Here is a 13,550-nt window from a genome sequence, read left to right as displayed (position 1 = left end):
ATGGAGAGAGGGTCTTTTCAAACTACTTCGACACGTCGATCTTGGCCTTCATCGACAAGCCGACGCGCAGCGGATGGGCCTTAAGGTCCTTCTCGTCGATCTGGATGCGCACCGGCAGACGCTGCACGACCTTGATCCAGTTGCCCGAAGCGTTCTGGGCCGGGATGAGCGAGAAGGCCGAGCCCGTGCCGCCGGAAACACCGACGACCTTGCCCTTGTACTTGACGCCTTCGCCGTAGAGGTCCGATGTCAGCTCGACCTCCTGACCCGGCTGCACCTTCTTGAGCTGCACTTCCTTGAAGTTGGCGTCGACATAGGCCTGCGAAATTGGCACCACCGCCATCAGCGGCGTGCCCATCTGCACCTGCTGACCGATCTGGACGGCCTTGCGCGTGACGACGCCCGCCATCGGCGCACGCACCACGGTGCGTTCCAGCGCCAGTTCCGCCGAGGCCAGACGGGCGCGGGCGGCCATGACTTCGGGGTTTTCGCCGGGCTGAACGCCGGCGATCAGGGTGGCGTTGGTCTGACGGTTACCCTCGGCCGAAGCCAGAGCGGCGGTCGCCTGAATGCGGGCGGCGCGGGCGGCGGTCAGGTTGGCGACGGCCGACGCATAGGCGCTCTCGGTCGTGATCACCTCTTCCTGCGATACCGCGCCGGTCGTGGCGAGGTTCTTGCGGCGCTCAAACTCGAACTTCGTGCGGTTGACCTCGGCTTCGGCAGCCTTGATGCCGGCTTCGGCGCGGGCGATGTCGGCTTCGCGGGCGCCCATCTGGCCGCCCAGCGCCTTGTCGTTGGCATAGTAGCCCATAACGCGGCGTTCGGCGGTGGCCAGTGCGGCCTGAGCCGCAGCGACATTGATCTTGGCGTCGGCGTCGTCGATGACCATCAGCACGTCGCCGGCCTTCACGGTCTGTGTTTCGTTGACGAGGATGCGCGCGACCGGGCCGGCCACCAGCGCGTTGACCTGCGCCGTTTCGGCCCCGACATAGGCATTGTCGGTCGAAACGTAGTGCGAGCCTACCAGCAGGTAGTAGGCGCCGTAACCGATGACGCCGACGGCGACCACGGCGGCCAGGCCGGTCAGAAGCTGACGGCGGCGATCGTTGGGCTTTGTAGAGTAATTTTGGGCAGAAGACGTCTGAGCAGGCGTCACGGGAGCGTTTTCAGTATCGGACATGGTGCGTAACTTTTTCTTCAGCGTGGAAATCAGTAAGAACCGCCAAGCGCCTTGACCATGGCGACTTCGAGGGTCAGGGCGCGGCTTTGCAGGGCCGTATTGGTGGTCCGCTGCGTCAGGAGATTTTGTTCGACCACCAGCAGGCTGGCATAGTCGCTGAGGCCCGCATCGTAGCGCAGGCGGGCCATGCGATAGGCCTCCTCGCTGGCGGTCAAGGCCTCGTTGGACAGACTGAGGCGTTCGCTCAGCGCGCGCTGGCTGGCGCCCGCATCGGCGACCTCCTGCATGGCGTTGATGACGGACTGGTTATAGCTGGCCAGAGCCACCGCCTGATCGGCCTCGGCCCCGCGCAGGTTTGCGCGCAGCTTGCCGCCTTCGAACAGGGGCAGGCTGATCACCGGACCGGCGTTGACAGCGTCCATGCCCGACCCGGACAGGTCGTTGAGGAACACCTTACCCGCAAAAGCCATCAGATTGACGTTGGGATAGAAGGAGGCCTTGGCGCGCCGCGTGCCGTGCACGGCCTGCTCGGCGCGGGCGCGGGCAGCGGCGACGTCGGGACGACGGGCGACCAGTTCCAGATCGATGCGCGCCGGAGCCTTGAAGTCGTGCGTGTCGGGCAGGACGGGCTTCGGCAGGGCGTCACCGAAGGCCGGAGCCTGACCGGCCAGAGCGGCGATCAGATGGCGCTGGATGAGGATGCGCTCATTGAGCGCGGCCACTTCGCCCCTGCTGTTGGCGACATTGGCGCGGGCCTGTTCGGCTTCGGCGCGCGGGCGAAGACCGCCCTCGACCTTCTGCCCGACCAGGGACTGCGTATCAGTGCGGATGGCCAGATTACGCTCGGCGACGTCGAGGTCCTTGTAAAGATGCCCCAGTTCGAACCAGGCATTGACGAGCGAGGTGGAGAGCACCAGCACGGCTTGCTGGCCGTCGGCGCGGGCGGCTTCGGACGCCGAGGTCGCAGCCTTCACGCCGGCGCGGTTCTTGCCCCAGAAGTCCAGTTCCCAGCCGAAATTGATGCCACCGATGGTCAGCGAATCGATTGCAGGATCGTTACCACCCATTTGGAGCGTCGCGCCCAAGGCCGTCGCCGTCGGATAGAGCGTCGCCTTCTGGGTGTCTTCAAGCGCCCGCGCCTTCAGCAGACGGCCGGCGGCGGCGGACAGGCTCGGGGAATCGCGCAGCGCCGTTTCGACCAGATCGGTGAGTTGGGCGTCATTATAGCCTTCCCACCAGCGGCCGATCAGCATGTCCTGCGATACGGCGCTGGCCGTCGGCACGGCGGAGACGGACTCGGACTTCGGAAGGGCCGCGCAGGCCGTCAGGGCCAGAGCGGAAACGCCGAGAAGCACCACACGTGCGGGGAATTTTCGACTCTTCGCGCATGTGTCGCCAAAAACCGCTGCACACTTTCTGGCCTGCGCTCGAAAAACAAACATCAGGAACGCCTTCTGTTTCTTGAACCGTACGGTACGGTCATTTATGGGTTGCGCCTATACGCCGCCGTCGCTATATTGTCAATCGAACCGTACGGTACGGTCAGAAATTTTTTCGCAGTGCGAAAATTCTGATGTACCGGCGACACATATTCAAAACGCGGCCCGCAAAAAAGTTTGCAAATGCCAAAAGATTGGCTAATTGCGCCGACACCGAGGTTAAGATGCAAGAGTTAAAATCCCGTCCCGACAAGGACGCCCGCCGTGAGGCCATATTGGATGTGGCCAGTCGGATCTTCCTTGAAGAAGGGTTCGACGCGGCATCGATGTCGGCCATCGCCGCGAAACTGGGCGGATCGAAAGGCACGCTGTACAACTACTTCAAGAACAAGGAAGAGCTGTTCGAAGCATTTGTTGACCGTCACTGTGCCCTGCACGCGGCGCTGATCGACTCGTTCGAGGTCGATGGCGGCGGCTATCGCGAAGCCCTGCGCGGCTGGGCCCGCCGCTATCTCAGGATCGTCACCTCGGATGAGACCATGCGCAATTACCGCGTTATCATGGCCGTGTCCGAACGCTGGCCCGACATCGGCAGGGCCTTCTATGAAAATGGCCCCCTGCGCGGCGCGCGCAATGTGGCCAACTTTCTGGAACGCGCCGCCGATGCCGGCGAATTTATCATCGACGACACGCTGCGGGCCGCACATCAGTTCATCGCCCTGTGCCAAAGCCGCTATCAGAAAGCGCGATTCCTCAACTACCTGCCGGAACCCTCGGATGCCGAGGTCGAGGCCGAGGTCGAAGCCGCCATGACAACCTTCTATGCGGCCTATGCCCCACGCGCCTAAGGTAAACGCTTTCCTTACGTAATCCTTGCCGTCGCCGCTTGGAAGCGCCGCAACATCCTTACGGTTAAAGGGGTATAGAACAGTGGCCGTAAAAAAAGGCCTTCCGCTCATTACCCCCCCCCTAAAACCGGCCGCGACGCGCAGCCGCCTATAAGGATGCGACCATGGACACGCTCAGCACCACAGAAAAAACCGCCCAAAAGACCACCGACACTCTCACCGCAGCCGCCAGCACGGCTACATCCACCGCGTCGGACGCTATGCGCCGCACGCAGGACACCATCAAGGATTCTGCCGAGCACGGGCTGGCCGCCGGTCAGGACGCCCTCCAGCGCACTCAGGCCGAAACCCAGCGCCTCACGCAACGCAGCGTCGAGATGGGCAGCGAAGCGATAAAGGCCTGCGTCAGCGCCGGCCACCAGACCGCCGATTTGCTGTCCGAAATCAATCAGGCCATGACCGAGCTGGGCAACCAGTCGATCGCCCGCTACGACACCCTGTCGCGTCAGGCGCTGAGCGTACGCACGGTGCAGGACGCGGTAAACCTCCAGACGGCGGCGGTGCAGGGTATGCAGGAACATATGGGCGCCTTCGCTCGCGTCTACAGCCTCTATGTCGACGGTCTGGGCAAGATCATGCAGCCAATCACCGAACAGGCAGTAAAATCGCAACGCGGTATGGTTCCCGCTTAAAGCAGCGCGCTCATTACCCCCCCAAAAAGGCCACGACTGTGGGTCGGCGAGCGTGAGCGAGACGAAGGGTACGGGTAGCCGAGCCGGTCCCTGGCGGATTTTCAGACCGTCAAAAAACGAAGCCTTGTCGCCGGTTACGACTAGCGTCGGGACAAAATGGAAACCTATTCCGGCTCCGTCGTATAGGTGAAAAAGGGGCTGATCCTCGGATCGGCCCCGACCTGTCTCGGCAGATTGGCAGGCCGATCAAGTGGCTGCCGCGGCTGAGTAGAGTCCCGCCAACGCCTTGGGTCCGAACGGTTGAAATGCGGGCGCACTTCCCTTCAAATGCGACATCCGTCTCATTGGGCGCCGGAGATTGCGAATACCTCACAAGCGGACGTTCCAAGTCTTTCTACATGGCACCTCTTGCCATCTCGCAAAGATAAATTTACGGAACCGCGCGTCTCAGGCATCGTATCTGCAGGAGGCTCGCATGCAATCCGCGCCGGATCACATCATCAGTTGGGTAGGTTCGCAGATTTTGCCGCATGAGGCGGATGTGCGCGCCTGGCTGCTGCGTGCCCGTCTGGGGCGCGAAGATGCCGAGGACATCCTGCAAGAATCCTATTGCCGCATGGCGGAACTGGCCAGCGTCGAGCACATTTCCTCCCCGCGCGCCTACTTCTTCACGGTCGCGCGCAATATCGCCCTGATGCGACTGCGCCGCGCCCGCATCGTGCGCATCGAGAGCGTCGACGAAATCGATCGGCTGGAGATCAGCAGCGACATGCCCTCCCCCGAACAGGTCAGCGTCGCCCGCTCCGATCTTGCCCGTCTCAAACGAGTGATTGCCGACCTGCCGGCGCGCTGCCGACAGGTCTTCGAGATGCGCAAGATTCAGGGCCTGCCCCAAAAGGAGATCGCCCGCCGCATGGGGCTCAGCGAACACATGGTCGAAAACGACGCGGCCAAGGCCCTTCGGCTGATCCTGAAGGCTATGGCCTCCGACGACATCCGCTTCCAGCCTCAGAAGGAGTTTATGCGTGGCACCGACGCCGGTCGAAACTAGCGAGCAGATCGAGCGCGCGGCCAGCCTGTGGGCGGTGAAGGAACGTCCCCTCACCCCTGAGGACGAGGCCGGTCTCAGCGACTGGCTGTCCGGCGACCCGCGCCGGCGCGGCGCGCTCCTGCGCGCGCAGGCTGCGTGGCAGGGGCTGGAGCGGGCGCGGGCGCTCGGTCCGTCCCACGAATGGCAGGATGCCGTCTCCACCGTGAAGCGTCTGCCGTCGCGCCGGCACTTTTTCGCCGCGGCCGCCGCCGGTGGCGGTCTGGTCGCCGCCAGCCTTCTGGCCGTCTTCGGCCTGAGACAGGACGAGACGGTGACACGTATGGGGGAAATCCGCCGCCTGCCGATGAACGACGGCTCGATCGCCACCCTCAATACCGACAGCCGCCTGCGCATCGACATGGCCGAAAGCGAGCGCCGGATCGAATTGGTCGAGGGCGAAGCCTGGTTCAAGGTCGCGCACAATCGGGAACGCCCCTTTATCGTCAGCGCCGGCAGCGCCCGCGTGAAGGCCGTCGGCACCGCCTTTTCGGTCAAGAAACGCAAAGACGGCATCGAGGTGCTGGTTACCGAGGGCACGGTGCAGGCCTGGGCCGGCAAGACCGGTGATCCCGTACTGCTGCACGCCGGCGACCGGACGATCCTCAGCGAACAGGCGCCCGTTAAAATCCGTCACGCACCCGACGATATCGATGAAGATCTGGCCTGGCGCGAAGGTCAGATCGCGCTCAACGGCAAGAGTCTGTCCGAGGTGGCCGCGGAGTTCAACCGTTACAACCGTATCCAGATCGTCATTCAGGATGAAGCCCTGGGCAGCGAGCGCCTGATCGGGCGGCTGAGCGCCAACGATCCGGAGGCCTTTTCCAGCGCCATCGTTCAGGCCTTCGGCGTCGAAATCGCGCGGACGGACAAGGCGATCCTCATCGGCACAAAAAAATAACACTTCGCGTACGGAAGTGCGTTTACCAAACATCGTAATTCAGGAAGGCGCAGACCTTCGACAATAATAATGCGCACCACGGGCGCAAACATACAGGGATTATTTTGATGACGAATGCATTCATGCGCGCATTCAATGGACCGTTGCTGCTCGCTGGCGGTACGTTGCTCATGGTCTCCGCCGCGCCTGTTCAGGCACAGGACGCCGTCAAGGCGTTCAACGTACCGGCGCAGGCCGCCGAACGGGGTATCCCCCAGTTCGCCCAGCAGGCCAATATCCAGCTCATGGCGCCGGAAAAGGTCGTAAAGGGCAAGCAGACCGCCGCCGTGCAAGGCAATATGCCGGTGCGCGAGGGCCTGTCGCGCCTTTTGGCAGGCACCAATCTGACACCGGTTACCCAGTCCAACGGCATCATCCTGCTGGCTGAACAGATTCCGACGTCGCGCGACAATCCCATGCCCATTACGCGCACGGCCTACGTGGCGGACGCCACGGCATCCGAAAGCCCCGCCGCCGCGCCTGAGGAAACGGTCGTCGTCGTCAGGGGTATTCGCGGCTCGCTCAGCAAGGCACGCGCCATAAAACGCCGCGCGGCCAATTCGGTCGAAAGCATCGTCGCCGAAGACATCGGCAAGATGCCCGACCTCAACCTGGCCGAATCCATTCAGCGCGTGCCGGGCGTGGCCATGTCGCGCGAAGGCGGTGAAGGACGCAACATCACCCTGCGCGGCTTCGGGCCGGACTTCACCCGCACCACGCTGAACGGCATGGAGGTTCCGGCCAGCAGCGACGGCCTCGACAGCGGCGGCGTAACCCTCAATGCCGGTCGCGCCTTCGACTTCCATCTTTTTGCCTCCGAACTGTTCAACCGCATCGATATCGAAAAGTCGCAAAAGGCCTCGACCGAAGAAGGCGGCATCGCCGGCACGGTCAATCTCTATTCGGCGCGTCCGTTCGACTTCCGCAACGACTTCACCGTCTCCGCCTCGGCGCAGGCCAACTACAACACGCTGAACCAGAAGGCGGACCCCCGCGTGGCCCTGCTGGTTAGCAAAACCTTCGCAGACGGCAAGTTCGGCGCGCTGTTTTCGGTAGCCGCCTCCAACCGCACCGTGCATCAGGAAGGCTATTCGAGCGTACGCTGGACCTCGCCCCACGCCAATGGCGATTCCTGGGCCGACACCAACCCGACCGTCACGGGCACGCCGTCCAATGCCTGCGGGGCCAGCGATCCGCTCGACTGCCTGTGGGCCCCGCGCCTGCCGCGCGCCGACTATTTCGGCAACGACCAGAAGCGCGTCGGCCTGACCGGTTCGTTACAATACCGCCCGTCGGAAAACGCCCTGATCACGCTCGACGTCCTGCACTCCGAACTAAACAACGACCGCTACAGCTATAATTCGATGGAGTGGCTGCTGACCCACGGTACGGCAGGTAATTTCACCGGTCAGACGCCCCTGTCCTTTACGGTCGGCGCCGATGGCAAGACGCTGGTCGCCGCCGCCTTCAACGACGTGACCTCCTGGTACGAAAGCCGTCATCAGGAGTCGCAATCGTCCTTCGATCAGGTGGTCCTGTCCGGCCGCTTCCAGATCAATGAGCGCCTGACGCTCGAAGCCATGGCCGGAACGGCGGTCGATGACGCCGACCGCACGGAACTGCGCTTCTACTATCGCTCGGTGCCGCACTACTACGCCTACGACTACAGCAGCGATCCCTATGTGCCGAAGGTCAGCTTCGGCAGCTACGATCCCAACAACGCCGCCAACTATATCAACGCCCAGACGGCGTCGAACCGCATCAATAATGTTAAGAAGGAGAACGTCACCTCCCGCTTCGACGCGACCTATAATGCCGACACTGTCTCGTTCAAGGCGGGCCTGAGCTATAACGACCGTAAGGTCAGCTATGCCGAGGGCCTGGGGGCCGCGCCGACCTTCAATCCCTCCGCCTATACCCGCCCCTTCCCCGTCTCCAACTTCGGCGACGGTCTGGACGGTCCCGGCCTCCTGCCCTTCCGCGTGGCCGATTTCGGCGCCATCGCCGCGGCCGGCATCATCCCTGCGGGCTACACCAACAATGCCGGCGCGGGCTGGACAGTCGGGGAAGAAACCATCGGCGCCTATGGCGAAATGAACGCCGAATACGACATTGCCGGTATGCGCCTGCGCACCAATGCGGGCCTGCGCTACGTTAAAACCAATGTCCGCTCGCAGGCGCTGGTTAGCGGCACGCCGGTCGAGGTCAATGTCTCCTATGACAACTACCTGCCCTCGATCAACGCCGCCCTCGACGTGCGCAGCGATCTGGTGGTGCGTGCCTCCTATGGCCGCAGCATGACGCGTCCGGGCCTGAGCACGCTGAACATCGCCGGTCCGGTCTTCGGCTACACCACCCGCACGGTGGGCAATGTCGGCAACCCCTCGCTCAAGCCCTACGAATCCAACGACCTCGATCTGGGCGTCGAATGGTACTTCGGCGATGAAGGCCTGCTGGCCCTCACCGTCTTCCACAAGGACATCGTGCGCTCGCTGAAGACCGATGTGGTCAGCCAGATGATCGACCCGTCCTTCTGGCCGGCCATCTACGCCGATCCGCTCTACGACGCGTCCTACAATGCCGATCCGGCGCAGGTGCCCTATACCTTCACCATTCCGGTCAACAACGATCAGGGCAACAGCGTCAAGGGCTTTGAAATCACCTACAATCAGCCCTTTACCTTCCTGCCGGGCGCATGGTCGAAGTTCGGCGTCGCCTCAAACTACACCCACGTGTCGGCGGACGATTCCACGGGCCTCTCGCCCAATTCGTACAACCTGACCCTCTATTACGACACCGAAGCGTTCGGTGCCCGCCTGTCGGTCAACAAGCGCGACGACTATTTGATCAGCGAGCCGGGCGGCAACGGCCACGTGCAGGAGCGCAAATACGGGCCGACCCATGTCGACTTCGCCTCGTTCTACAATGTGACGCCGCGGTTGACGCTTACCTTCGAAGGCATCAACATCACCGACGAGGTCGAGCGCATCTACGGCACCGGCGACACCGGCAGCATGGATCTGACGCGCGAATACAGCCATACGGGCGCGCAATGGATCGTGGGCCTGCGTTACAAGTACTGATCCTAAGAGAGGCCGTCGGCGCGTAATGCCGGCGGCCGATACAACAGGAGGAAGAGGATGCGGTTTTTCCCTGCCGTCGCGTCTGCAGTCCTGGGCCTCAGCGTTGCGGCCTCGACCTTGGCCGCCGACCTTATCCCCGTCGACGACAGCTACACCATCTCGCAGCGCTACGCCCGCTATAAGGATCAGTATGCGGGCATTAGCTGGCCCGTATCGGAATTCCAGAGCGGTCAGACCGTTCTTTTCGACCGCCTCTATAAGACCGTCGGCGAGCGCGAACTGCATGTAGACGTCTTCCTGCCGCTGGCTGAGCGCCGCACGGGCCAGGGCATCGTGCTGGTCCACGGCGGCGGCTGGCGATCGGGCGGCAAGTCTCACTTCTATGCTCTGGCCAATCGTCTGGCCCAGCGCGGCTACGCCGTCTTGCTGCCGGAGTTTCGTCTGTCGCCCGAAGCGCCCTATCCGGCGGGCCTGATCGACGTTAACGACGCCATAGTGTGGGCCAAGTCGCAGGCGGCAGACTTCGGTTTCGACCGTGACAAGCTGGCCATCGGCGGCGCGTCTTCGGGCGGACAGATGGCCGCCCTGCTGGCCTATACGGCGGATACACCGCTCTTTAAGAGCACACCGACCGACGATACGAAGGTCAGCGCGCTGATCGACATCGACGGCGTGCTCGACTTCACCACACCGTTGGCCCTGCAGTTTGAAAACGCCGCCGGTGACAAATCCGCTGCCGGATTGTGGCTGGGCGGGGCGATGGAGCGTGTGCCCGACCGCTGGCGCGAAGCCAGCGCCGCGCAACACGCCGGACCGCAATCGCCGCCAACCCTGGTCATCAGCAGCGGCATACCGCGCTTTACCGCCGGACGCGAGATCGTCGAGACGAAGCTGAAGGCGCAGGGCATCCGCTACCGCTACGCCCGCTTCGAGAACGCTCCGCACGATATCTGGCTGTTCGATCCATGGTTCAGCCAGATCGTCGATCAGATCGACGGTTTTCTGACAGAAAAATGAGACTTTAAAGCATGTCCTTCCGCTTCTTCGCTTGTGTCGCCGTGCTGCTCACCACCACCGCCCTGCCCGCTGCCGCCGATACCCGGCTCAGCGTCAGTCCGGACTGCGGGGCGCGCAAAGCCTGTTTCGCCAGCGTGCAGGCCGCGCTCGACGCCGCTCAGAATGAGAAGGGCGAAGGCTGGGTCGTCATTGATGTCGCGGCGGGCGATTACTACGAAAAGGTGACGATCAGCCGCGACAAGACCCGCCTGCGCGGGGCTGGCCCGGACCGCACGCGCCTGCATTTCGACGCCGTCGCCGAGACGGCGGGCAAATATCACCGCCGCAACTGGGGCACGCCCGGCTCGGCGACCCTGACCGTCAATGCCGACCACGTCACGATTGAAGGGATCAAGGTCGAAAACACCTTCGACTATCTGTCGAACGACGCCCTGCCCGACGGTGATCCCAGGAAGATCGGCAATTCGCAAGGCGTCGCCGTCCTCCTCGACATCGACAGCGACCGGGTGCTGATCCGTCGCGCCGAGTTGATCGGCTATCAGGACACCCTGTTCGCCAACGGCAGGCGCGCCCTGATCCGCGACAGCCTGATTGCCGGCAATATCGACTTCATCTTCGGCAACGGTCAGCTCCTGATCGAGAAAAGCGAAATTCGCACCCGCAATCGCGGTGCGGCGCTGGCCGCCGGCGAGTTCCATTCCTTCCTGCTGGCCCCCTCGACGCCGCTAAGCCAGCCCGTCGGCATCGTCGTCTACCGCTCACACCTGACCCGCGAAGCCGGCGTACCGGACGGGTCCGTCGCGCTGGGGCGTCCGTGGCATCCGACCACCACCTTCGCCGACGGCCGCTACGCCGATCCGGATGCTGTGGGGCAGGCGTCCTTCATCGACTGCGTCATGGAGGCCCATATCCATCCGGACCACTGGACCACCATGAACGGCACGGCGCGCGACGGATCCAAAACCGCCGTCTTCCACCCTCAGGACTCGCGCTTCCATGAGAGCGGCTCGACCGGCCCCGGCGCGGCGCACCGCGATATCGGCATAAAATGGAAAGACGCGCCGGACATAAAGGCGGTGCGCAGGATCATCTCCGCCGGCTGGCCCGAAGCCCGCTAAGCCCTCCCACCGACGCTTCGGCTCCCCGTTGATGCGTGTGGCCTGACCGTCCTCGCTTGCGCGAGGGCGGTCCTTTTTATGCGCGGGAGCCGTGGTCGTTACGCATGCACAACTCATAACCAGCCCAGACGTCGGTCAAGGCTGAAGCGCCCACCCCCTCGGGCGATCAGATAGATCAGCAACCCCGCCCAGCTCAGGTGCGTCGGCCAGGCGTCGGGATAGACGAATATTTCGATCACCGCCGTCATGACCAGAAAGGCCAAAGCGGAGTAGCGCGTGAACAGTCCCAAAACCAGGAGCACAGAGAAAACATGCTCGGCCCAGGTCGCCGCCACCGCGGCGATGGGCGACGGGACGAGCGGAAGAGCGTATTCCGTCTCGAACAGCACATAGGTGCCGTCGGTGATATGCAGAAGGCCATCGACCTTGGTCCGCGCCGAGGTGAAGAAGATCGCCGCCACGCCCAGCCGGATGACCAGCGCGATCACGTCCTCCGGCAGGCGGTTCATCAGTTTTGCCGGGTAATTTATCCAGTCAGTCAGCATTTTGGCCATATTCGGTTTCCTCGGTTTTCAGTGTAAGAATGTTCAGACCGAGCACCTCACCGAACAGGGCGGCGATGTCGGTTGTGGGTAAAAGGGTCAGGGCGGCCAGCGCCGCATCGCCCAGAGCCGAACCCTCGACGCAGGCGCTCAGAAAGGCGTGACTGGCATCGTCGAGCCGTTGCATTTCCACCTCGTGTCCGACGCGTCGAACCAGCAGGGCTTCGGGCCGCGCCTGGCGTTCGAGAGGGTATGTCTCACCGTCGATCAGTCCCTGCCAGACAGCGAGCAGTGTGGCATCAAAGCGAATAAGCCGGGCGGAAGCGACGAGCCTTGCACGCGCCGCGTTCAGCGCGTCAGGCGACAAGGCCGCAAATAGCTGCGCCGGCGACGCCGCTTCGTCATCCGCGTTCACAACCTCCAAGCGAAGCCGGTCGAGCCGCGCCAGATCGCCCAGCCAGCCCATGTCCTCCAGATCGCGTTGTTGGTCGAGCCAGTCGGCAAAACCTTTGCCATAGTCGTGCAGGCACGGGTTCTCCGGGCGGTTGTCCCGCCCGAAGCTAAACGCCAGACCGCTGAAATTTTCCGGCCCTACGGCCGCTGCCACACTGGGAAACGCCGCTTCCAGCGCCTCGCTCAGTCCGGACGCGATGGTGTTGCGATAGACGGCCAGCTTCGGGCGGTCGGACGGGGCCAGCCATTCGGCCAGCGCGTCGTCCTCGCCCCCAAGCGCCCGAACAAAGGCCGAGTGAAAATCCGTCATGCCGTCAAAACCTTCGCGCTGTCGAGCCCGGCCTGGGCGCGTTCGCGCTCGGCGATCAGCGCGGCATAGGCCGGCACGTCGCCGTCGCGCTCGATCAGGACCGGCTTCGGCCCCCAAAGGTTCAGCGCTGCCGTCAGGAGCGACCATACAGCGTCGCCGACCGGGCGGTCGTGGCTGTCGATCAGCAGGTTCGCGCCCATAACGGGGTCTTCACTGTGTCCCGCAATGTGGATTTCACCCACGGCCTCCGGCGGAATGGCCCTTAGATAGGCATAAGCATCCGTGCCGATATTGCGCACACTGACGACAATATTGTTGAGATCGACCAACAAACCGCAACCGGTGCGCCGGACCAGTTCCCTCAGGAAATCGGCCTCATCGTACTCATGGCCGCGCAGATTTAGATAATGGGCCGGATTCTCGATCAGCAGCGTGCGCCCCAATGCGGTCTGGGCAGCATCGATGCGTCCGGCAATGCGCGCCAGCGCTTCCCGGCTGCGCAGCACCGGCAGCAGGTCCGGCACGCTGGCCCCACCGAAGCGCGACCAGGCCAGGTGCTCGGAAACAAGGCAAGGCTCAAAGCGATCGATCAGCGCCCTGAACCGTGCCAGATGCCCTTTATCGAGCGGATCGGGACCGCCCAGAGACAGCCCCACCCCGTGCAACGACAGGGGATGGCACTCCCGCACGCGCTCAAGCCCAGCCAGACGCGGGCCGCCGTCGACCATGTAGTTTTCGGGATGCACCTCGAACCAAAGGCCATTGCGGCGGTCGCGGGACGCTTCGTCAAAATGCGCGAGCTTAAGCCCCAAGCCCGCACCCAGACCTGCCCCGATCATCG

Annotated in this window: 12 protein-coding genes; 7 read left to right on the top strand and 5 right to left on the bottom strand. The window is 63.4% G+C overall.

Annotation, left to right across the window (positions count from 1 at the left end):
* Window positions 1-22: 22 nt before the first annotated feature.
* Together LH365_RS17460 and LH365_RS17455 are read right to left on the bottom strand one after the other, a co-directional pair.
* Entirely contained in the window at window positions 23-1,180 is a 1,158-nt protein-coding gene (locus tag LH365_RS17460; RefSeq protein WP_226745835.1) for an HlyD family efflux transporter periplasmic adaptor subunit, read from the bottom strand.
* 29 nt (window positions 1,181-1,209) lie between these two features.
* Window positions 1,210-2,535, bottom strand: coding sequence for an efflux transporter outer membrane subunit (locus LH365_RS17455; protein ID WP_226745834.1), 1,326 nt, complete (start codon window positions 2,533-2,535; stop codon window positions 1,210-1,212).
* A 308-nt stretch (window positions 2,536-2,843) separates the two neighbouring features.
* Here LH365_RS17455 and LH365_RS17450 point away from each other — a divergent pair, with 308 nt between their 5' ends.
* The 7 genes from LH365_RS17450 to LH365_RS17420 all read left to right on the top strand — a co-directional run bounded on the left by LH365_RS17450 (window position 2,844) and on the right by LH365_RS17420 (window position 11,404).
* The gene (locus LH365_RS17450; RefSeq protein WP_226745833.1) at window positions 2,844-3,467 is read left to right on the top strand and encodes a TetR/AcrR family transcriptional regulator; all 624 of its coding nucleotides are present in this window, start codon (window positions 2,844-2,846) and stop codon (window positions 3,465-3,467) included.
* Window positions 3,468-3,631: 164 nt separating this feature from the next.
* A complete protein-coding gene (locus LH365_RS17445) occupies window positions 3,632-4,159 on the top strand; it encodes a phasin family protein (RefSeq protein WP_226745832.1) in 528 nt (175 codons plus the stop codon).
* Between the two features lie 475 nt (window positions 4,160-4,634).
* On the top strand, window positions 4,635-5,210 hold the full coding sequence (locus LH365_RS17440) for an RNA polymerase sigma factor (RefSeq protein WP_226745831.1): 576 nt from the start codon (window positions 4,635-4,637) through the stop codon (window positions 5,208-5,210).
* Window positions 5,185-6,147: a FecR family protein gene (locus LH365_RS17435; protein ID WP_226745830.1), complete on the top strand. Its 963-nt coding sequence runs from the start codon at window positions 5,185-5,187 to the stop codon at window positions 6,145-6,147. The genes LH365_RS17440 and LH365_RS17435 overlap by 26 nt, the downstream gene beginning before the upstream one ends.
* 122 nt (window positions 6,148-6,269) lie before the next feature.
* Window positions 6,270-9,269, top strand: coding sequence for a TonB-dependent receptor (locus LH365_RS17430; RefSeq protein ID WP_226745829.1), 3,000 nt, complete (start codon window positions 6,270-6,272; stop codon window positions 9,267-9,269).
* Between the two features lie 57 nt (window positions 9,270-9,326).
* Window positions 9,327-10,286 (top strand): alpha/beta hydrolase, encoded by a 960-nt coding sequence (locus LH365_RS17425; protein WP_226745828.1) that lies wholly within the window; start codon window positions 9,327-9,329, stop codon window positions 10,284-10,286.
* An 11-nt stretch (window positions 10,287-10,297) separates the two neighbouring features.
* A complete protein-coding gene (locus LH365_RS17420; RefSeq protein ID WP_226745827.1) occupies window positions 10,298-11,404 on the top strand; it encodes a pectinesterase family protein in 1,107 nt (368 codons plus the stop codon).
* Window positions 11,405-11,517: 113 nt separating this feature from the next.
* Here the strand turns inward: LH365_RS17420 and LH365_RS17415 are convergent, their stop codons facing one another.
* Genes LH365_RS17415 through LH365_RS17405 form a run of 3 tightly spaced genes read right to left on the bottom strand, consistent with a single transcriptional unit; the run spans window position 11,518 to window position 13,548 of the window.
* Window positions 11,518-11,958, bottom strand: coding sequence for a DoxX family protein (locus LH365_RS17415; protein ID WP_226745826.1), 441 nt, complete (start codon window positions 11,956-11,958; stop codon window positions 11,518-11,520).
* On the bottom strand, window positions 11,939-12,709 hold the full coding sequence (locus tag LH365_RS17410; RefSeq protein ID WP_226745825.1) for a DNA-binding domain-containing protein: 771 nt from the start codon (window positions 12,707-12,709) through the stop codon (window positions 11,939-11,941). Before LH365_RS17410 ends, LH365_RS17415 begins: the two co-directional genes overlap by 20 nt.
* A complete protein-coding gene (locus tag LH365_RS17405) occupies window positions 12,706-13,548 on the bottom strand; it encodes a DUF692 domain-containing protein (protein WP_226745824.1) in 843 nt (280 codons plus the stop codon). Before LH365_RS17405 ends, LH365_RS17410 begins: the two co-directional genes overlap by 4 nt.
* Window positions 13,549-13,550: the final 2 nt, after the last annotated feature.

This window comes from Asticcacaulis sp. AND118, from assembly GCF_020535245.1.
Lineage (GTDB): Bacteria > Pseudomonadota > Alphaproteobacteria > Caulobacterales > Caulobacteraceae > Asticcacaulis.
This window is presented reverse-complemented; position numbering and strand designations above follow the sequence as displayed.

Excerpts from the sequence above, each read along its gene's own strand:
- LH365_RS17410 (WP_226745825.1), bottom strand. The coding sequence starts at position 12,709 with ATGACGGATTTTCACTCGGCCTTTGTTCGGGCGCTTGGGGGCGAGGAC.
- LH365_RS17420 (WP_226745827.1), top strand. The coding sequence starts at position 10,298 with ATGTCCTTCCGCTTCTTCGCTTGTGTCGCCGTGCTGCTCACCACCACC.
- LH365_RS17440 (WP_226745831.1), top strand. The coding sequence starts at position 4,635 with ATGCAATCCGCGCCGGATCACATCATCAGTTGGGTAGGTTCGCAGATT.
- LH365_RS17415 (WP_226745826.1), bottom strand. The coding sequence starts at position 11,958 with ATGGCCAAAATGCTGACTGACTGGATAAATTACCCGGCAAAACTGATG.
- LH365_RS17405 (WP_226745824.1), bottom strand. The coding sequence starts at position 13,548 with ATGATCGGGGCAGGTCTGGGTGCGGGCTTGGGGCTTAAGCTCGCGCAT.
- LH365_RS17445 (WP_226745832.1), top strand. The coding sequence starts at position 3,632 with ATGGACACGCTCAGCACCACAGAAAAAACCGCCCAAAAGACCACCGAC.
- LH365_RS17425 (WP_226745828.1), top strand. The coding sequence starts at position 9,327 with ATGCGGTTTTTCCCTGCCGTCGCGTCTGCAGTCCTGGGCCTCAGCGTT.
- LH365_RS17430 (WP_226745829.1), top strand. The coding sequence starts at position 6,270 with ATGCGCGCATTCAATGGACCGTTGCTGCTCGCTGGCGGTACGTTGCTC.
- LH365_RS17450 (WP_226745833.1), top strand. The coding sequence starts at position 2,844 with ATGCAAGAGTTAAAATCCCGTCCCGACAAGGACGCCCGCCGTGAGGCC.
- LH365_RS17460 (WP_226745835.1), bottom strand. The coding sequence starts at position 1,180 with ATGTCCGATACTGAAAACGCTCCCGTGACGCCTGCTCAGACGTCTTCT.